This window comes from Mesorhizobium sp. BH1-1-4, from assembly GCF_020165665.1.
Lineage (GTDB): Bacteria > Pseudomonadota > Alphaproteobacteria > Rhizobiales > Rhizobiaceae > Mesorhizobium.
In genome coordinates, this window is sequence record NZ_JAIUIN010000023.1 from 76,246 (window position 1) to 94,981 (window position 18,736).

Below are 18,736 nucleotides of genomic sequence, written 5' to 3' on the forward strand. Positions count from 1 at the left end.
TACTCTACAAGCTCAGCCTACTGTACAGGACTTTCCAGCCGAACCGGGCCGATCAGGCGACGGGCCACCTCGACGCTTTCACGCGCGCCGCGCATATAGCCGCGCGGCGAGGAGCCGAGCATGCGCTTGAACATGGTGATGAAGGCCGGCACGCTGTCATAGCCGAGATCGAGCGCCACCCGGGTGATCGGCTCGCCATCGGCGAGCCGCGGCAAGGCCGCGAACAGGCAGGCCTGCTGGCGCCATGTCGACAGCGACAGGCCGGTCTGGCGCTGGAAGGCGCGGGTGAAGGAGCGCCGGCTCATGCCGGCGGCGTCGGCCCATTCGTCGATCGTGGCATGCGGCGAAGGTGCGGCGACGAAGCGCCGGCATAGCATCGCCAGCCGGGGGTCGGAAGGGAAAGGCAGGCCGAGCGGCCGTTCCGGCAAGGTCGGGATTTCATGCAGCAGCAGGTTCATGATCAACCCGCCGCGCCCTTCCAGCACGCCGCCCTGCGGCAGCTTTTCCGATTCCACGATCAGGCTGTGCATCAACTCGGTTACCCCGACGACGCGCAACCCTTCCGGCAGCCCGGGGATCGCGCCCGGCATGACATAGACCGAGCGCATCGAGACGTCGCCCAGCATTTCGACGGAATGTTCCGTGCCGGCCGGTATCCACATCGCATGGTCGGGCGGCACCATCCACCGCCCGTACCGCGTCGTCACCAGCACGACGCCGACCAGCGCATGCAGCAACTGGCTGCGGCTGTGGCGGTGTTGCGGCACATGGTAGCCGTCGGGATATTCGGTCGGCAGCGCGACCGCTGGTCCCGACACCTGCTCCAGCCACTGCCAGCGGCTCTCGTGCAATTGGCCGAGATCGGCACTGCCGGCGCGAAAGATTTCCCTGCCATGTGGCATCGGGTCTGGCCCACTTGCGAAACTATTGGACCAAACCACGAAAGAAGTCGCCCCGCAAGCAGCTTATAAGGCAACCGTCCTAAGGTGGTCGCAGGAGCGTCCGCCAATCTGCCCGCGGCTACGCCCGCCAAAAAGACCACGGAGCCTATCTTGACCGATACGACAGCCACCAGCGTCGCGGCACCCGCGACGGCCAGTCACGCTTCAGCCCAGGCGACGGCCTTCACCGTCATCCTGGCGGTGAGCCTCTGCCACTGCATCAACGACATCATGCAGTCGCTGCTATCGGCCATCTATCCGCTTCTGAAAGAGAATTACGGCCTCGATTTCTGGCAGATCGGCCTGTTGACCTTCACCTTCCAGGTCACGGCATCCCTGTTGCAGCCGATCATCGGCGCGGTCACCGACAAGCGGCCGATGCCTTATTCGCTGCCCTGGGGCATGGCGTCCTCGCTGATCGGCCTGGTCGTGCTGGCCTATGCCGGGCACTACTACCTGCTCCTGATCGGTGCCTCGCTGATCGGCATCGGCTCGGCGATCTTCCATCCCGAATCCTCGCGCATCGCCCGCTTCGCGTCCGGCGGCCGGTTCGGGCTGGCGCAGTCGCTGTTCCAGGTCGGCGGCAATTTCGGTCAGTCGATGGGCCCCTTGCTGGCCGCCTTCATCGTCGTGCCCTTCGGCCAGACCAGCATCGCCTGGTTCGCCGTCGGCTCGCTGATCGGCATCTTCGTCCTGTGGCAGGTCGGTGGCTGGTACAGCCGCCTGCGGGCCGCGCAAGGCAATCGCAAGACGGCAAGCTTCGTCTCGCCCTTCCCGCGCCGCAAGGTGATGTGGGCCTTGGCGGTGCTGACCTTGCTGGTGCTGACCAAGAACGCCTATATCGCCAGCCTGGCCAGCTACTACACCTTCTATTCCATGCATAAGTTCGGCGTTTCGGTGCAGATGTCGCAGGTCATGCTGTTCCTCTTCCTCGGCTCCTCAGCGCTGGGCATCCTGCTCGGCGGTCCGTTCGGCGACCGCTATGGCCAGAAGGCGATGATCTGGTTCTCGATCGTCGGGGTCCTGCCCTTCACGCTGGCGCTCCCCTACGCGAACATGGAATGGACGATGGTGCTGACCGTGCTGATCGGCCTCATCCTGTCGTCGGCCTTCTCCAACATCGTCGTCTTCGCGCAGGAACTGGTGCCGGGCCGCGTCGGCACGATCGCCGGCATCTTCTTCGGTTTCGCCTTCGGCGTCGGCGGCATCGCGGCCGCCTTGCTTGGCGTCGTCGCCGACATGAAGGGCATCGATTTCGTCTTCCAGATCTGCTCCTACCTGCCGTTCCTGGGGCTGCTGACGGTGTTCCTGCCCAACATGAAGGAAGCCCGCAAGGCGCAAGCAGCTGCTTAGAATCATCCGAGTTATGTCCAGGCAAAGGCACCCGCCACATGGCGGGTGCCTTTGCCGTTCAAGCGGGAAGGATTCAGGCCTTGAAGAAGGCCAGCAGGTCGGCGTTGATGACGTCCGCATGGGTCGTGGCCATGCCGTGCGGAAAGCCCTTGTAGACCTTGAGCTCGCCCTTCTTGAGCAGCTTGATCGCCAGCAGCGCCGAATCGGCGATCGGAACGATCTGGTCGTCGTCGCCGTGCATGACCAGCACCGGCACCTCGATCGCCTTCAGATCCTCGGTGAAATCGGTTTCCGAGAAGGCCTTGATGCAATCATAATGCGCCTTGGTGCCACCCATCATGCCCTGGCGGTACCAATTGTCGATAACGCCCTGCGAGACCGCGGCGCCCGGCCGGTTGAACCCGTAAAATGGGCCGGCGGGAACGTCCATGTAAAGCTGCGCGCGATTGCCCGCGACGCCGGAGCGGAAGCCGTCGAACACCTCGATGGGAAGGCCGCCGGGATTGGCTGCGGTCTTGAGCATGATCGGCGGCACCGCGCCGAGCAACGCGGCCTTGGCAACCCGGCCGCCCGCTCCATACCGGGCAACATAACGCGCCACTTCGCCGCCGCCGGTCGAATGGCCGACATGGATGGCGTCCTTGAGGTCGAGATGCGCGGCAAGTTCAGCCACGTCGGCGGCATAGGTGTCCATCTCGTTGCCGATATCCGTCTGCGTCGACCGGCCGTGGCCGCGCCGGTCATGGGCGATGACGCGGTAGCCCTGCGCCAGGAAGAACAGCATCTGGGCGTCCCAGTCGTCGCTACTCAGCGGCCAGCCGTGATGGAAGACGATGGGCTGACCGGTTCCCCAGTCCTTGTAATAGATCCGCGTGCCGTCCTTGGTGGTGATCGTGCCGCTGCCTGAGCCGGATTTGGTCTGCGAGGTCATCTCAATCTCCATTTGATTTGATATCGCAATAAACAATATCGCGATATTCATACCGCTAAGGCAGCTCGCTCTCCTTGTCCAGAAAAATATGTATCGCGATATCATTTTTCGTGGTACATGTCGCGAACGCTTAATCGGCAAAGGAATGCGTCGTGCCTCTTCCGCTGGACAATCAGCTCTGCTTCACCCTCTACGCCACCTCAATGGCGATCAATCGCACCTACAAGCCGATGCTGGACGAGATGGGCATCACCTATCCGCAATATCTCGTGCTCAACGCGCTGGGCGAGGCCGACGGCGTGTCGGTCGGCACGATCGCGCACAGGCTCGCCCTGGAATCGAGCACGGTCACGCCGCTGGTCAAGCGCATGGAACAGGCCGGCCTGGTGACCCGCCAGCGCAGCCAGACCGACGAGCGCCAGGTGCAGGTCGACCTGACGGCAGCCGGCCGCAAGCTGCTTGTCCAGTGCAACTGCCTGAACGAGACACTGGTCGAACGCTCGGGCATGACACTGGCCGAGCTCGACGCCCTGAACCGGCAGGTCCAGGCGCTGCGCGATGCCTTGACTGGCGAGCGGTAGTGGCGGCCCCTCCGACCGCCGCTTGCACCCTCGCCCGCCTTCCGCTATAGAGCCGCCACCCGCGTAGACACCCTTGGAGGCAACGCGGCGGAAGGCTGCCTTCCCCTTGTGATCCCGAACAAAGATCCGCTCGCTGCGGTTTCCGGCATTCGGACATCGAGGTCCGGCGGCTTTCGACGTTTACGGCCTGGCACATCACCAACCGTAGGCGCTCCATAACACGCGAAAGGAAAAACCATGAGCCACGATACTTACGAGCTCAAGGCCGAAGCGCGCGAACAGGTCGGTAAGGGGTCCGCCCGTGCAGTTCGCCGCGATGGTAAAGTGCCTGCAGTGATTTACGGCGACAAGCAGCCTCCCCTGGCGATTGCGCTGAACTACAAGGACGTCTACTACAAGATCCATGGCGGCGGGTTCCTGACCACGGTCGCCACGATCGATGTCGGCGGCAAGAAGATCCAGGTTCTGCCGAAGGATTTTCAGCTCGACCCGGTCAAGGATTTCCCTGTCCATGTCGACTTCCTGCGCATCGGCAAGGATACCGAAGTCAACGTCGATGTTCCCGTGCACTTCATCAATGAAGACAAGTCGCCCGGCATCAAGCGCGGCGGCGTGCTCAACATCGTGCGTCACGAGGTCGAGTTCCACTGCCCGGCCAATGCGATCCCGGAATTCATCACCGTCGATCTCACCGGCGCCGACATCGGCGATTCGATCCACATCTCGGCGGTCAAGCTGCCGGCCGGCGTCAAGCCGGTGATCTCCGACCGCGACTTCACCATCGCGACCGTCGCCGGTTCGTCGGCGATGAAGCCGGAGACGGAAGAGACGGTCGAGGCCGCGGCTCCTGAAGCGGCTCCCGCCGCCGAAGAGAAGTAACTCCTTTCACGCCCGGAGACGACGATGCTTGTATTTGCAGGCCTCGGCAATCCGGGCGCGAAATACGCTGAAAACCGGCACAATGTCGGCTTCATGGCGGCGGACGCTATCGCCCGCCGCCATTCCTTTTCGCCCTGGTCGAAGAAGTTCCAGGGCCTGATCGCCGAAGGCACGCTCGGCGACGAAAAGATCATCCTGATCAAGCCGCAGACCTTCATGAACCTGTCCGGCCAGTCCGTCGGCGAGGCGCTGCGCTTCTACAAGCTCGCTCCCTCCGCCCTCACCGTCTTCTATGACGAGATCGATCTCGCCGAGGGCAAATTACGCATCAAGACCGGCGGCGGTGCCGGTGGCCACAACGGCATCCGCTCGATCGATGGCCATGTCGGCAATACCTATCGCCGCGTGCGCATCGGCGTCGGCCATCCCGGCGTCAAGGAAATGGTCCAGCATCATGTGCTGGGCGATTTCGCCAAGGCCGACCGCGAATGGCTCGACCCGCTGCTCGACGCCATCGCCGACAACGCCGCGATGATCGTCAAGGGTGACGAATCCGGCTTCATGAACAAGGCCGCCCTTGCCGTGCAAGGCAAGGCCGGCGCCGAACCGGAAAAGCCGGCGCAAAAACAGGCTCCGAAACAGCAAAGCCACGTCCGTCAGGCCCGCCCCCAGCAGGCGCCCGCCAAGCTGCCCGACACCGGCCCGATGGCCGCGATGCTGAAGAAACTCTTCGGCAACAAGGACTGAGCCGCGGGACCATCGGCGTTACAGGGCTTGACGTTCCCGACCCCTATCGCCCATAGCCCTCATCAAATTTCGCTTTCCCGATAGGACCGGACACAATGGGTTTCAAATGCGGCATCGTTGGCTTGCCCAATGTCGGCAAGTCGACGCTCTTCAACGCGCTGACGAGGACGGCCGCCGCGCAGGCCGCCAACTACCCCTTCTGCACCATCGAACCGAATACAGGCGAGGTGGCGGTGCCCGATCCGCGCCTGCGGAAGATCGCCGAGATCGCCAAGTCGAAGGAGATCATCCCGACCCGCATCTCCTTCGTCGACATTGCCGGCCTGGTGCGCGGCGCCTCCAAGGGCGAAGGGCTGGGCAACCAGTTCCTCGCCAACATCCGCGAGGTCGACGCCATCGTGCATGTGCTGCGCTGCTTCGAGGATGACGACATCACCCATGTCGAGGGCCGCATCGACCCGGTCGCCGACGCCGAGACGGTCGAGACCGAGCTGATGCTCGCCGACCTCGACAGCCTCGAGCGCCGCATCGTGCAGATCCGCAAGCGCGCCGGCAGCAAGGACAAGGAAGCCACCACGGTGCTGCCGATGATGGAGGCGGCGCTCGAGCTGCTGCAGGCCGGCAAGCCGACCCGCATCCTGCTCAAGGGCATTTCGGCGGAGGACCTGCGCATCCTGCAGGGCCTGAACCTCTTGACCTCGCACCCCGTGCTCTATGTCTGCAACGTCGCCGAGGCCGATGCCGCGACCGGCAACGAGCACACCAGGGCCGTGGAAAAAATGGCAACCGCGCAGGGCGCCGGCACGGTGGTGATCTCGGCCGCGATCGAAGCCGAGGTCGCCCAGCTCTCGGACGAGGAAGAGATGGAGTTCCTGTCCTCGCTCGGCCTCGACGAGCCGGGCCTCAACAAGGTCATCCGCGCCGGCTACGACCTGTTGCATCTGATCACCTATTTCACCGCCGGTCCGAAGGAAACGCGCGCCTGGACCATCCACAGGGGCGACAAGGCCCCGCAGGCCGCCGGCGTCATCCACACCGATTTCGAGCGCGGCTTCATCCGCGCCCAGACCATCGCCTACAACGACTATGTCACGCTCGGCGGCGAAGTGGCGGCCAAGGAAGCCGGCAAGGCCCGCGACGAAGGCAAGGAATATGTCGTCCAGGACGGCGACGTGCTGTTGTTCAAGTTCAACACCTGACGGGCTCGACCCGTGATCGGCCACGCTGGCTGGCTACGGCTTTTTTGCCCTGCCTTGACCTTGTCACATCGCGGGTCTAATCGGCTGCTGCGCGCGGTCGGCGCTCTCGTCGAAAGGGCCTGCCCTGTGAAATCCGACACGATGCGTCTATCCGAGCGCAGCTTTGGCAGGGAAATCCGGCGATGATCAAAGCCTTCGTCGTCGACAATGATCGCCTGCGCCTCAGCGACGATCTCGCGGCGGATGGCGACAAGATCGTCTGGGCCGATCTCTTCAATCCAACCAAGGAGGAAGAGGCCACCATCGAAAGCTGGCTCGGCGTCGCCATCCCGACCCGCGAGGAGATGGAGGAGATCGAGATTTCCAGCCGCCTCTACATCGAGGACGGCGCCTATTTCATGACCGCCACCCTGCCCGCGCAGACCGAGGTCGACGATCCCCTGATGTCGCCGGTCACCTTCGCGCTCGCCGGCAAAAGGCTGATCACCATTCGCTATCATGAACCCAAGGCCTTCAAGACCTTCCCGCTGCGCGCCGAGAAGGTGGCGACCGGCTGCACCAGCGGCGACACCATCCTGATCGGCCTGCTGGAAGCGATCGTCGACCGCCTCGCCGACATCCTGGAACGCGCCGGCCGCGACGTGGAAGTGATTTCGCGCGATATTTTCGAAGCACGTTCGATCAAGGTGTCGAAGCGCAACCGCGACTTCCAGGAACTGCTGAAAGCGATCGGCCGCAAGGAAGACATCGCCTCCTCGATCCGCGACAGCCTGATCTCGCTGCAGCGCCTGGCGGGTTTCCTCGCCCATGTCGCCACCCAGACCAAGATGAGCAAGGATGTGCGCGCCCGCGTCAAGACGCTGTCGCGCGACGTGCTGTCGCTCGCCGACCACGCCACCTTCCTGTCGCAGAAGATCTCCTTCCTGCTCGACGCCACGCTCGGCATGATCTCGATCGAGCAGAACGCCATCATCAAGATCTTCTCGGTCGCCGCCGTCATCTTCCTGCCGCCGACGCTGGTCGCCTCGATCTACGGCATGAATTTCGACGTCATTCCCGAGCTGAAATGGGAGTTCGGCTATCCCTTCGCCATCGCCATGATGATCCTGTCGGCGATCCTGCCCTTCTGGTATTTCCGCCGCCGCGGCTGGCTCTGACCACCGCCGCCGGCGCCGGCTGCTCCAGGCTGGCTCACCAGAAAGGACTTGACCAAAACGCCGCCGGCCTGCATCCGGGTTGCCCGATCCTTGGGATTCAACCGGATTGCCGACATGACCGCAAAGACATGGGCCTATGAGGATTTCGTCCAGGGTGCCTCGTTCGACCTCGGCGTCAAACAGGTAAGCGCGGCGGAGATTATCGAATTCGCCAGCGAATTCGATGCGCAGCCGATGCATCTCGACGAGCAAGCCGGCAAGGCCAGTATCCTCGGTGGCCTCTCGGCCTCCGGCTGGCACACATGCGCCATGTTCATGCGCATGCTGTGCGATGCCTTCCTGCTGGACTCCACCTGCCAGGGCGCGCCCGGCGTCGATCAGGTCAAGTGGAAGAAGCCGGTGCTGGCCGGCGATACGCTGCGGGGCAACCTCGTGGTCCTGGCCAGGCGCCTGTCGAAATCCAAGCCCCAACTGGGCTTCGTCACCATGCGCAGCGAACTGGTCAACCAACGCGGCGAAAGCGTTTTCGAGTTGGAGAACTCCGTCATGTTCCTGACGCGCGATGCCGCGGGTAACCTGTCATGACCTTGGACGAGTTCTTCCGCATCGGCACCACGGTGACGCTGGGCTCGCACACATTCGAGGCCGACGCGATCAAGGCGTTCGCCCGCAAGTACGACCCGCAGATCTTCCACATCGATGAGGAAGCCGCCCGGAAAAGCGTGCTCGGCGGGCTTTGCGCCTCCGGCTGGCACACCGCCGCCACCTGGATGAAGCTGAACCTGGAGACCCGCCTGGACGCCGAAGGCTGGGACGGCGCGGTGCCCGAATTCGGCCCCTCGCCCGGCTTCAAGAACCTGAAGTGGCTGAAGCCCGTTTATGCCGGGCAAACCATCACTTTCATGCGCACCGCGCTTTCCCACCGCCCGATCGCGTCGCGCCCGGGCTGGCGGCTGCTGGCGCTGCTCTGCGAGGCCTCCGATTCGAACGGCGCCAAGGTGCTGGAGTTCGAAAGTGCCGTGCTGGTGAAGGTGGGTAGTGAGTGAGCGCAACGCTTATTCACTATTCACTATTCACTAATGCCCCTCGAACCCGATCAGCGTCCTCACCGGAACACCCAGCGCTTCGAGCTTGGCGCGTCCACCCAGATCCGGCAGGTCGATGACGAAGCAGGCGGCGAGGATGTCCGCGCCGATCTGGCGCAGCAGCTTGACCGCCGCTTCCGCCGTGCCGCCGGTGGCGATGAGGTCGTCGACAAGGATCACCTTCTCGCCGGGCGCGACGCCGTCCTTGTGCATCTCCATCTCGTCCAGCCCGTATTCCAGGCTGTAGGCGACGCGCACCGTCTCATAGGGCAGCTTGCCCTTCTTGCGAATCGGCACGAAGCCGGCCGAGAGCTGGTGCGCGACGGCGCCGCCAAGGATGAAGCCCCGCGCCTCGATGCCGGCGATCTTGTCGATCTTCTGCCCGGCATAGGGATGCACCAGCTCGTCGATGGCGCGGCGGAAGGCGCGCGCATTGCCGAGCAGCGTGGTGATGTCGCGAAACAGGATGCCGGGCTTGGGATAGTCCGGAATGGTGCGGATCGACGCCAGCAGCGTGTCTTCGAGAGAAGGTTTCATGAAGCGGCTCCGAATGATCCGGCTGACAAAGTAAAACGGCGCGGGCCGATCGTAACCCGGCGCGACCGACAACGGCTAGCGCGATGTGGCGGCCGAAACAAGCGCATCCGGCAAAGGATTTGATCAGGGCCCGGGAGCAGACGTCGGCGATTTTTCCTGCCGTTGGCGCAGCCACGAAAAAGGGGCGCCCGAAGGCGCCCCGCTCGAACGGATGGTTATTTGCCAAACCCTACATGCCGAGATCGGACCGAAGCTCGGCCCTGGCCACTTCGTACTCGGCCTTGAAATCCTCCCGGTTGAGCAGGACCGCGGCGATCACGCTGCCGGAAATCTTGCCCATCTCGACGTCGGACGGATAATGGATGCCGCCAACGATTCGGTTGTGGGCGAACTCGGCCGCGCGGGCCATGATCTCGGCGCGCTTTTCCGGAACCATGTCGGACAGGATGATGCCCATCATCGTGCCGACGGTCGCGTGGCCTGACGGCCAGGAACCGGAGCTCGACAGCTTGACCACCGGCTTGACGAGATCGCTGAGTTGATGCGGGCGCGGTCGCTTCCAGACATCCTTTGCCGGGTCGACGACGGCGCCTTCGGTCTCCACCACGCGATCGAAGAAGGCGCTGAATTTCGGCAGCTTGTCCTTGTTGAAATTCGGCCCCATGACATCGGCGAAACGCCAGACGTTTTCCTCGGCATCGGCGATGGCGCGAGCTTCCATTTCGGGCGTGCGCGTGACTTGCACGGTCAGCACCTCGCCAAGCTCGGCCTTGGTCTCGGCCGAATCATTGGCCGGCGGCGGCGGCAGGATCATCGTCAGGTCGACATCCTTGTTGGTGATGAACGGTTTTGCGTCTTCGGCATGGGCCGCGGAGCCGACGACAAGCAGCAGCAGGCCTGCCGCGAGCGATGCGTATCTTTTCATGGGCGTGATCCTTTGATGAGAGCGCCGCAGGATCGCGATGTGCGGTGACGGCCATGTGACACCGCAGAGGCGTGGTGGTGTAATCCACCTCAAAAGCAGAAAGGGCGCCTCTCGACGCCCCACATTGTGCATTGAACGGCCAAGGCCTTTTGAGATTCAGGTCAGGCCGAGTCGAAAACGATGGTTTCCGAGAACCGGAGCGGAGCGTACTTGAAGTACGTGAGCACCGGAAGCGCAGGAAGCCATCGTTTGCAGACCGGCCTCACCTGAAGGTCAACAGGCCTTAGTGGGCGACGGCTTCCCAGACCTTGCGCTTGGTCAGATAGACCAGGGCGCCGAACAGAAGCAGGAACACCAGCACGCGGAAGCCGGTCTTCTTGCGGGCTTCCATGTGCGGCTCGGCCGCCCAGGCCAGGAAGGTCGACACATCACGGGCGTACTGGTCGACGGTTTGCGGCGAACCGTCGTCATAGGTCACCTGGCCGTCGGAGAGCGGCTTGGGCATCTTCAGCGACACGCCCGACATGAAGTACGGGTTGTAATGCGTGCCTTCGGGAATGACCATTCCGGCCGGCGGCTTCTCGTCATAGCCGGTCAGGAGCGAATGGATGTAGTCGGGGCCACCCGCGTCGTACTGGGTGAAGATGTCGAAGACGAACTGCGGAAAACCTCGTTCCACGCCGCGCGCCTTGGCCAGCAGCGACATGTCGGGCGGTGCCGCGCCGCCATTGGAGGCAGCCGCGGCTTCCTCGTTGGCAAACGGCGCCGGGAAATGGTCCGACGGCTTGCCGGGACGGTCGAACATGTCGCCGGCATCGTTGGGACCGTCATGGATGGTGTATTCGGCCGCGAACGTCTTGACCTGGGCGTCGCTGTAGCCGAGGTCCGACAGCGTGCGGAACGCCACAAGGTTCATCGAATGGCAGGCCGAGCAGACTTCCTTGTAGACCTTCAGGCCGCGCTGCAGCTGCGCCTTGTCATAGGTGCCGAACGGGCCAGTGAAGCTCCAGCTCATTTCCTTCGGTTCGTGGATCGGGAAATGCGTCGGAGCCGCCGCGTCGTGCGCCTCTTCGGCCGCGAAGGCGGCGGTGCCGGCGGCCACGAGGCCGATCAGCGCCAGCGAGGTGAGAATCTTTTTCATGCCAAATCCCCTTAGATTCTCTACCGCTCAGCCCTTGGTCTCAGGTGCTGCCGTGGCGCCCGCCGGATGCCCGCTGCCGCCCTTGTTCTTCTCGAGCACCGCCTCGGTGATCGAGTTGGGCAGCCTGCGCGGCGTCTCGATCAGGCCGAGCACCGGCAGGACGATCAGGAAGAAGGCGAAGTAGAACAGTGTCGCCATCTGCGCCATGAACACATAGCTGCCTTCCGCCGGCTGCGAGCCCAGCCAGCCAAGCAGGATGGCATCGGCCACGAACAGCCAGAAGAACAGCTTGTACCAGGGCCTGTAGACCGCCGAGCGCACCTTCGAGGTGTCGAGCCACGGCACCAGGAACAGCATGACGATAGCGCCGAACATGCACAGCACGCCGCCGAGCTTGGAATTGATCGGCCCGATGTTGAAGGTGATGGCGCGCAGGATCGCGTAGAACGGCAGGAAGTACCATTCCGGCACGATATGGGCTGGCGTCTTCAGCGGGTTGGCGACGATGTAGTTGTCGGCGTGGCCGAGATAGTTCGGCAGGAAGAAGATGAAATAGGCGAAGATGAACAGGAACACGATCATGCCGAACGCGTCCTTGATGGTCGCGTAGGGCGTGAAGGCGACGGTGTCGGTCTTCGACTTGACCTCGATGCCGGTCGGGTTCGACTGACCCACGACATGCAGCGCCCAGACGTGCAGGACGACGACGCCGGCGATCATGAACGGCAGGAGGTAGTGCAGCGCGAAGAAGCGGTTCAGCGTCGGGTTGTCGACGGCGAAGCCGCCGAGCAGCAACTGCTGGATCCAGTCACCGACCAGCGGAATGGCGCTGAAGAAGCCGGTGATGACGGTGGCGCCCCAGAAGCTCATCTGCCCCCAAGGCAGCACGTAGCCCATGAAGCCGGTCGCCATCATCAGCAGATAGATGATGCAGCCCAGGATCCACAGCAGTTCGCGCGGTGCCTTGTAGGAGCCGTAATAAAGACCGCGGAAGATATGCAGGTAGACCGCGATGAAGAAGAACGAGGCGCCGTTGGCATGCATGTAACGCAACAGCCAGCCGGAGTTGACGTCGCGCATGATCTTCTCGACCGAATTGAAGGCGAGAGCGCTGTCCGACGTATAGTGCATCGCCAGCACGATGCCAGTCAGGATTTGCGACACCAGCATGATCGCCAGGATGCCGCCGAAGGTCCACATATAGTTCAGGTTGCGCGGCACCGGATAGGCGATGAAGCTGTCATAGACCATCCTGGGCAGCGGCATGCGGGCGTCGAACCAGCGTTCGATACCGGTCTTCGGCGTATAGGTCGAGTGTCCCTCGCTCATCGAAATATCCCCTGCCTCAACCGATAAGGAGTTTGGTATCGGAAATGAATTTGAATACCGGAATCGCCATGTTCTCCGGCGCCGGGCCTTTGCGGATGCGGCCAGCGGTATCGTATTGCGAGCCGTGGCACGGGCAGAACCAGCCGCCGAAATCGCCTTCCTGGCCGAGTGGAATGCAGCCCAGATGCGTGCAGACCTGAACCATCACCATCCAGGCTTCCTTGCCGGGCGTGGTGCGGTTGGCATCAGTCGCCGGCGCATCGGACGGCAAATTGGCGTTGCGGGCGATCGGATCCTTGAGATCGGAGAGGCTGACGGCCTCGCCGTCCTTCATTTCCTTTTCGGTGCGGTTGCGCACCACGACCGGCTTGCCGCGCCACTTGACGATCAGCGAGCTCCCAGGCGTCAGCGAGGAGACGTCGACCTCGACCGAAGCGAGCGCCAGCGTCGAGGCGTCGGGGCGCATCTGGTCGATGAACGGCCAGGCGACGGCACCGGCGCCGACCACGGCGGCCATGCCGGTGGCGACGTAGAGAAAATCTCGACGATTGGGATCGTGGATGTCGGTTGCGCTCACGGGTGCCTGATCCTTTCGCCTCTTCCGCGCCGGTGGCCGAGCCTTGTTCCCCGCTCAATCACGCCAACCCGACAGCGCATGGCGAACAGGCTAGCGAATTCCTCCGGCATTTGGACTTCGGTTTATGCGTGAAGCCCGTTTTTGTCCAGACGGGTCAAGGCACAAGGGCAGATTGTCGCGGGGACAAAATACCCTATCGCGCGACAAGGCGGCGAATGGCCGCGAAGGACGGCTAAACAACCGGGAAACAACCGCAAATCCGGCATCTCTGTTTACCTCTACACAGGATGTCGGTGTGATCTATCTTCCCCGTCATGGCGCATGTCATCGATCGCGAGGAATGGGCTGTTCGTCCCGACCGCTGGAAGGGCGAACTGCAGTGCGGCGTCTACGGTTCCAACTCCTGCCTGATCTTCAATCATCTGCCCGACACAGACGGCGGTCCGCGGCTGCATTCCCATCCCTATGCGGAGATCTTCATCATCCGCCACGGCAGCGCCCTGTTCACGGTCGGCGACCAGGAAATCGAGGCCTCCGCCGGCCAGATTGTCATCGTGCCGCCCAACACGCCGCACAAATTCACCAATCTCGGTCCCGGCCAGCTGGAAACGACCGACATCCACGAGAACGGCACGTTCATCACCGAATGGCTGGAGTGATCCCTACGTCGCTCCCAACCGGACAAGTACCGCCCTGGGGATGTTGTATTCGCGGATGACGGCATCGTGCTTTCGAAAGCCGCACAGTTCGCGCTGGATGAAATAGGCGTGGACGGCCACGGCGGCCTCCTTGAGAAGAAGGGGACGCAGGTCCTCCTCGGCATTGCTGGCCAGCCGGGCCAGCGTTTCCTCCACCTTTTGACCGGCGCGCCCGAGAGCGGCCGCTTTTTCCGCCAGGATTTCATGACCGAGCGCATCGAAGGCGGCTTCGGCAGCGGTAGCGCCGGCAAGATGAGACGGTGGACGCAAGGACATTCAGCCCCCTTTCCCGAAAATTATGCGATGGGTGACGAATTCTTCGCCTTCCACGCGTTGAAAGCCAAGCCTTTCGTAAAAACCGAAGGCTTCCGGGGGCGCGCGGGTGTTCAAGACTGAAAAATACTGACGAGCCCTGTCGGCAACGGTTTCCACCAGCATGCGGCCAAGGCCGTTGCGGCGGTGGCGCGCGCTGACGAACAGGTGACGGACCCGGCCTTGGTCCCTGCCCTCGAAATAGGGATCGATGTTCAGCCCGCACACGCCGGCGAGTTCCCGGCCATGCCATGCCCCGAACAGCGCCTCGCCCCGCTTCAGGAACTTGTTGCGGCCGCTTGCCCAGCCATCGCCCAGGCGCACCAGCATCCAGTAGCCCTCCAGCCGGCTCTCATCCTTCAACGTGTCGAAGGCCGGCGCGGTTGGCCGCAAACGCTTGAGCACATAGCCCGTCTCTGGGCCGACTCCTGGGCTGACCTCTGGCGATCCACCCATGCGCCTACTCCGCCGGCCGCGTCTCTTCGAGCACGCTTTCCTCGTGATAGAGGAAGCCGCCCGACTGGCGCTTCCACAGCCGGGCATAGAGCCCGTCGAGCGCTACCAGTTCGTCATGCGTGCCTTGCTCGACGATGCGGCCGCCATCCAGCACGACGAGGCGATCAAGCGCGGCGATCGTCGACAGCCGGTGGGCGATGGCGATCACGGTCTTGTTCTCCATCAGCCGTGTCAGGTTCTCCTGGATCGCCGCCTCGATGTCGGAATCGAGCGCCGACGTCGCCTCATCGAGGATCAGGATCGGCGCGTCCTTGAGGAAGACGCGGGCGATCGCCACGCGCTGGCGCTGGCCGCCCGACAGTTTCACGCCGCGCTCGCCGACAAAGGCCTCGTAGCCGGCGCGGTCGCGGTTGTCGCGCAAGGTCAGGATGAACTCGTGCGCCTCGGCTTTTTTCGCCGCCGCGATCACCTCGGCGTCCGTCGCGTCGGGCATGCCGAGCTTGATGTTGTCGCGCAGCGAGCGGTGGAACAGCGCGGTGTCCTGGCTAACGACGCCGATATTGGCGCGCAGCGAATTCTGCGTCACATCAGAGACGTTCTGGCCGTCGATGGTGATCTCGCCGCTTTCGAGGTCGTAGAGGCGCAGGATCAGATTGGCCAGCGTCGTCTTGCCGGCGCCTGACGGGCCGACCAGCCCGACCTTCTCACCCGGCTTGACGACGAGGTCGATGCCGTTGAGCACGCCGAACCCCTTGCCGTAGTGGAACTCGACATTCCTGACGTCGATGCGCCCGCCCGTCACGACTAGCTCTTTCGCGTCCGGCGTATCGGTCAGCCCGAGCGGCTGCGAGATCAGCGCCTTGGAGTTCTCCAATACGCCGAGATTGCGCAAGATGCCGTTCATCTGCATCATCAGCCGGCCAAGCAGCATGTTGAGCCGCAGCACCAGGCTGAGCGTGAAGGCGACGGCGCCAACGGTGATCGAGCCCTCGACCCAGAGATAGACGGCAAAGCAGCCGATCGCCGTGATCATGATGCCCGACAGCGTCGTCAGCGCCATGCGCACGCCGGTCAATCGGCGGGTGAAGGGCCGCAATGCGTCGAGATAGATGTCAAAACCGTTCCTGATGTAGCGGTCGTCGCCGTCGGCCGCGAACAGTTTCAGCGTCTGCACGTTGGAGTAGGAATCGACAATGCGGCCATTGATCATGGAACCCGCCTCCGCCGTCGCTTCGGCATGCTTGCGGATTGCCGGCAAATAGAGTTTCGCCAGAAAGCCGAAGGCGGTAATCCAGACCACCACGAGTGCCGCCAGCCTGAGGTCGAGCCCGGCGACCAGCGCCAGCGTCGTCACCGTATAGACGACCATGAACCAGACGACCTCGATGAAGCTTTCCATCAGGTCGCCGGTCGCCTGCCCCGCCTGCCAGACCTTGGTGGCGATGCGGCCGGCGAAATCGTTCTGGAAGAAGGCGTAGGACTGGCGCGAGACATGCCGGTGCGCCTGCCAGCGCACCAGATTGTAGAAGCCGGGCGTGATCGTCTGTTCGTCGACCAGGGCCGACAGGCCGACGACGATGGTGCGGATGACCAGCACCACCGCGACCATGAACACCAGTTCGGGGCCGGCGGCGGTCCACAGCGCGTGCCAGCTGCGCTCGCCGGGCAATTGATCGAGAATATCGACCAGCCGCCCGACGAAATAGAACAGGCCGGCCTCGACCAGCGGCGCGATGCCGCCGATGACCAGCATGGCGAAGAAGGCGAACTTCGCTTGCCCAACATAGTGCCAGAGGAAGCCCGTGATGCTGGCCGGTGGCCGAAGATTCGCCGGCTCCCTGAACGGGTAGACCCAGGTCTCGAACCAGCGGTAGACGGCTGTCATCATGCGGCGGCCATCATTCTGCGGCTTGCCCCTTTGCTATTGCGTCATTGGCGGCTTCGACTGGGACGTCATCGAGCAGGAACCCACCCGACTGGCGCTGCCAGAGCTGCGCGTAGAGTCCGCCTCTGGCGACCAGTTCCTCGTGCGAGCCCTCCTCGATGACGCGACCCTGGTCCATCACCACGAGCCTGTCCATCGCCGCGATGGTCGACAGCCGGTGCGCGATGGCGATGACGGTCTTGCCCTGCATGAGCTTGTAGAGATTCTCCTGGATGGCGGCTTCCGCCTCGGAATCGAGCGCCGACGTCGCCTCGTCAAGGATAAGTATGGGCGCGTCCTTCAACATAACGCGAGCAATGGCGATGCGTTGCCGTTGACCGCCGGACAGTTTGACGCCGCGGTCGCCCACATAGGCGTCGAACCCCTTGCGTCCATGATGGTCCGAAAGTCCTGATATGAAATCCATCGCCTCGGCCCGCCGCGCCGCCTCGAGCAGCATCTCGTCGGTGGCATCGGGCCGGCCATAGAGGATATTTTCGCGCACCGAACGATGCAGCAGCGAGGTATCCTGCGTGACCATCCCGATCTGCGCGCGCAGCGAATCCTGTTTCACGCCGGCGATCTCTTGGCCGTCGATCAGGATCCGGCCGCTTTCCAGGTCGTAGAAGCGCAGCAAGAGATTGACCAGCGTCGACTTGCCGGCGCCCGAGCGGCCGACAATGCCGACCTTCTCGCCCGGCTTGACCACCAGCGACAGGTTTTCGATGACACCCTTCTGCTTGCCGTAGTGGAAGCGGATGTCCTCGAAGCGGATCTCACCCTTGGAGACGCTGATCTCCTTCGCGTCAGGCCTGTCCTCGACCAGGCGCGGCAACGAGATCGAGGCAATGCCGTCCTGCACCGTGCCTATATTCTCGAACAGGCTCGACATTTCCCACATGATCCACTGCGACATGCCCCACATCCGGAGCACCAGACCGATGACCACTGCGACCGCACCGATCGTCACCACTTGCCCCATCCACAGCCACAGCGAGATGGCGGTGACCGAGAACAGCAGCAGCGCGTTCAGTATGTAGAGCGAGCCGAACAGCAGCGTCACCAGCCGCATCGACCGGTAGACCGTATCGAGGAAGCCCATCATGCCTTCCCTGGCGAAGGCGGCCTCGCGGCGTGAATGGGAAAACAGCTTGACCGTCTGGATGTTGGTGTAGCTGTCGACGACGCGGCCGGTCATGGTCGAGCGCGCATTGGCCTGCTCCTCCCCGACCTTGCCCAGTCGCGGGATGAAGAAGCGCAGCAACAGGATATATCCGACCATCCAGACGCCAAGCGGCGCCGCCAGCCGCCAGTCGGCCGAACCGACAATCAACAGCATGCCGAGGAAATAGACGACGACGTAGTTGAGGACGTCGATCACCTTGATGACGCATTCGCGCACGGCAAGCGCGGTCTGCATCAGCTTTGTGGCGATGCGGCCGGCGAACTCGTCCTGGTAGAAGCTCATCGATTGCTTGAGCAGGTAGCGGTGCACCTGCCAGCGGATGCGCATGGGGTAATTGCCCATCAGCGTCTGCTGGTTGAGCAGCGAATGCAGCCAAACCGTGCCGGGCAGCGCGAACAGCACGATGAAGGCCATGCCGGCGAGCTTCCAGCCTTCCGTCTGCAGGAAAGTCTCGCGGTTCTGGCCCGACAGCCAGTCGACGATGCGGCCGAGGAAGCCGAACATCCACACTTCCGCGATGGCGATGGCCGCGACCAGCACCGCATCGACAAGAATATAGGGCCAGGCGCCGCGCGTATAATGCAGGCAGAAGGCAACCAGCGTCCTGGGCGGCTCGACCGGCTCCGCTGCCGGAAACGGATCGAGCCTTCTTTCAAACCAACTAAACAACAACATAGGTCATGCCTGTGAAATCTGTTTCCGCTTACGCGGCTTGGCGGCGTACGAAGTCCTCGGACCGGATGGCATCGAGGGCCCCCGCGACCGCAAAAAACCGGGC

At 63.2% G+C, this 18,736-nt stretch carries 20 protein-coding genes; 9 read left to right on the plus strand and 11 right to left on the minus strand.

Annotated elements, in window-relative coordinates:
- Positions 1-17: 17 nt before the first annotated feature.
- Complete coding sequence (locus LB569_RS26860) at positions 18-902, minus strand: AraC family transcriptional regulator (protein WP_224694745.1); 885 nt, start codon at positions 900-902, stop codon at positions 18-20.
- 150 nt (positions 903-1,052) lie between these two features.
- Here LB569_RS26860 and LB569_RS26865 point away from each other — a divergent pair, with 150 nt between their 5' ends.
- Positions 1,053-2,294: an MFS transporter gene (locus LB569_RS26865; protein WP_224694746.1), complete on the plus strand. Its 1,242-nt coding sequence runs from the start codon at positions 1,053-1,055 to the stop codon at positions 2,292-2,294.
- A 73-nt stretch (positions 2,295-2,367) separates the two neighbouring features.
- Here LB569_RS26865 and LB569_RS26870 read toward each other — a convergent pair whose 3' ends face one another.
- Positions 2,368-3,225: an alpha/beta fold hydrolase gene (locus tag LB569_RS26870; protein WP_224694747.1), complete on the minus strand. Its 858-nt coding sequence runs from the start codon at positions 3,223-3,225 to the stop codon at positions 2,368-2,370.
- Between the two features lie 152 nt (positions 3,226-3,377).
- On the opposite strand from LB569_RS26870, the gene LB569_RS26875 reads away from it, so the two are divergent.
- From LB569_RS26875 to LB569_RS26905, 7 genes are all read left to right on the plus strand, one after another.
- On the plus strand, positions 3,378-3,806 hold the full coding sequence (locus LB569_RS26875; protein WP_224694748.1) for a MarR family winged helix-turn-helix transcriptional regulator: 429 nt from the start codon (positions 3,378-3,380) through the stop codon (positions 3,804-3,806).
- A gap of 237 nt (positions 3,807-4,043) precedes the next feature.
- Complete coding sequence (locus LB569_RS26880) at positions 4,044-4,685, plus strand: 50S ribosomal protein L25/general stress protein Ctc (RefSeq protein ID WP_140704814.1); 642 nt, start codon at positions 4,044-4,046, stop codon at positions 4,683-4,685.
- A gap of 24 nt (positions 4,686-4,709) precedes the next feature.
- On the plus strand, positions 4,710-5,432 hold the full coding sequence (gene pth / locus LB569_RS26885) for an aminoacyl-tRNA hydrolase (RefSeq protein ID WP_224694749.1): 723 nt from the start codon (positions 4,710-4,712) through the stop codon (positions 5,430-5,432).
- Positions 5,433-5,527: 95 nt separating this feature from the next.
- Positions 5,528-6,631, plus strand: coding sequence for a redox-regulated ATPase YchF (gene ychF / locus LB569_RS26890; protein WP_140704810.1), 1,104 nt, complete (start codon positions 5,528-5,530; stop codon positions 6,629-6,631).
- A 182-nt stretch (positions 6,632-6,813) separates the two neighbouring features.
- The gene (gene corA, locus LB569_RS26895) at positions 6,814-7,788 is read left to right on the plus strand and encodes a magnesium/cobalt transporter CorA (protein ID WP_224694750.1); all 975 of its coding nucleotides are present in this window, start codon (positions 6,814-6,816) and stop codon (positions 7,786-7,788) included.
- A 114-nt stretch (positions 7,789-7,902) separates the two neighbouring features.
- Positions 7,903-8,373 carry a MaoC family dehydratase gene (locus LB569_RS26900; RefSeq protein ID WP_224694751.1) on the plus strand — a complete coding sequence of 157 codons (471 nt, stop codon included), beginning with the start codon at positions 7,903-7,905 and terminating at the stop codon, positions 8,371-8,373.
- The gene (locus tag LB569_RS26905) at positions 8,370-8,834 is read left to right on the plus strand and encodes a MaoC family dehydratase (RefSeq protein ID WP_224694752.1); all 465 of its coding nucleotides are present in this window, start codon (positions 8,370-8,372) and stop codon (positions 8,832-8,834) included. The genes LB569_RS26900 and LB569_RS26905 overlap by 4 nt, the downstream gene beginning before the upstream one ends.
- Positions 8,835-8,864: 30 nt before the next feature.
- Here LB569_RS26905 and LB569_RS26910 read toward each other — a convergent pair whose 3' ends face one another.
- The 5 genes from LB569_RS26910 to petA form a co-directional block, all read right to left on the minus strand.
- Positions 8,865-9,410: an adenine phosphoribosyltransferase gene (locus LB569_RS26910; protein WP_013893474.1), complete on the minus strand. Its 546-nt coding sequence runs from the start codon at positions 9,408-9,410 to the stop codon at positions 8,865-8,867.
- A gap of 229 nt (positions 9,411-9,639) precedes the next feature.
- Positions 9,640-10,335 carry an acid phosphatase gene (locus LB569_RS26915; RefSeq protein ID WP_224694753.1) on the minus strand — a complete coding sequence of 232 codons (696 nt, stop codon included), beginning with the start codon at positions 10,333-10,335 and terminating at the stop codon, positions 9,640-9,642.
- Between the two features lie 283 nt (positions 10,336-10,618).
- Positions 10,619-11,476 carry a cytochrome c1 gene (locus LB569_RS26920; RefSeq protein ID WP_140704800.1) on the minus strand — a complete coding sequence of 286 codons (858 nt, stop codon included), beginning with the start codon at positions 11,474-11,476 and terminating at the stop codon, positions 10,619-10,621.
- A 27-nt stretch (positions 11,477-11,503) separates the two neighbouring features.
- Positions 11,504-12,805: a cytochrome b gene (locus tag LB569_RS26925; RefSeq protein WP_140704798.1), complete on the minus strand. Its 1,302-nt coding sequence runs from the start codon at positions 12,803-12,805 to the stop codon at positions 11,504-11,506.
- A 16-nt stretch (positions 12,806-12,821) separates the two neighbouring features.
- Positions 12,822-13,382, minus strand: coding sequence for a ubiquinol-cytochrome c reductase iron-sulfur subunit (gene petA / locus LB569_RS26930; RefSeq protein ID WP_127276061.1), 561 nt, complete (start codon positions 13,380-13,382; stop codon positions 12,822-12,824).
- A gap of 314 nt (positions 13,383-13,696) precedes the next feature.
- Between petA and LB569_RS26935 the strand changes: the two genes are divergently transcribed.
- Positions 13,697-14,041 (plus strand): cupin domain-containing protein, encoded by a 345-nt coding sequence (locus LB569_RS26935; protein ID WP_224694754.1) that lies wholly within the window; start codon positions 13,697-13,699, stop codon positions 14,039-14,041.
- A 3-nt stretch (positions 14,042-14,044) separates the two neighbouring features.
- On the opposite strand, the gene LB569_RS26940 is transcribed toward LB569_RS26935, so the two are convergent.
- The 4 genes from LB569_RS26940 to LB569_RS26955 are packed head-to-tail and all read right to left on the minus strand — an operon-like array spanning position 14,045 to position 18,633.
- A complete protein-coding gene (locus LB569_RS26940; RefSeq protein WP_140704794.1) occupies positions 14,045-14,356 on the minus strand; it encodes a DUF6665 family protein in 312 nt (103 codons plus the stop codon).
- Entirely contained in the window at positions 14,357-14,848 is a 492-nt protein-coding gene (locus LB569_RS26945) for a GNAT family N-acetyltransferase (RefSeq protein ID WP_224694755.1), read from the minus strand.
- Positions 14,849-14,852: 4 nt separating this feature from the next.
- Positions 14,853-16,736, minus strand: a complete 1,884-nt coding sequence (locus LB569_RS26950; protein ID WP_224694756.1) for an ABC transporter ATP-binding protein — start codon at positions 16,734-16,736, stop codon at positions 14,853-14,855.
- A gap of 10 nt (positions 16,737-16,746) precedes the next feature.
- Positions 16,747-18,633, minus strand: a complete 1,887-nt coding sequence (locus LB569_RS26955; protein ID WP_224694757.1) for an ABC transporter ATP-binding protein — start codon at positions 18,631-18,633, stop codon at positions 16,747-16,749.
- Between the last annotated feature and the right edge of the window lie 103 nt (positions 18,634-18,736).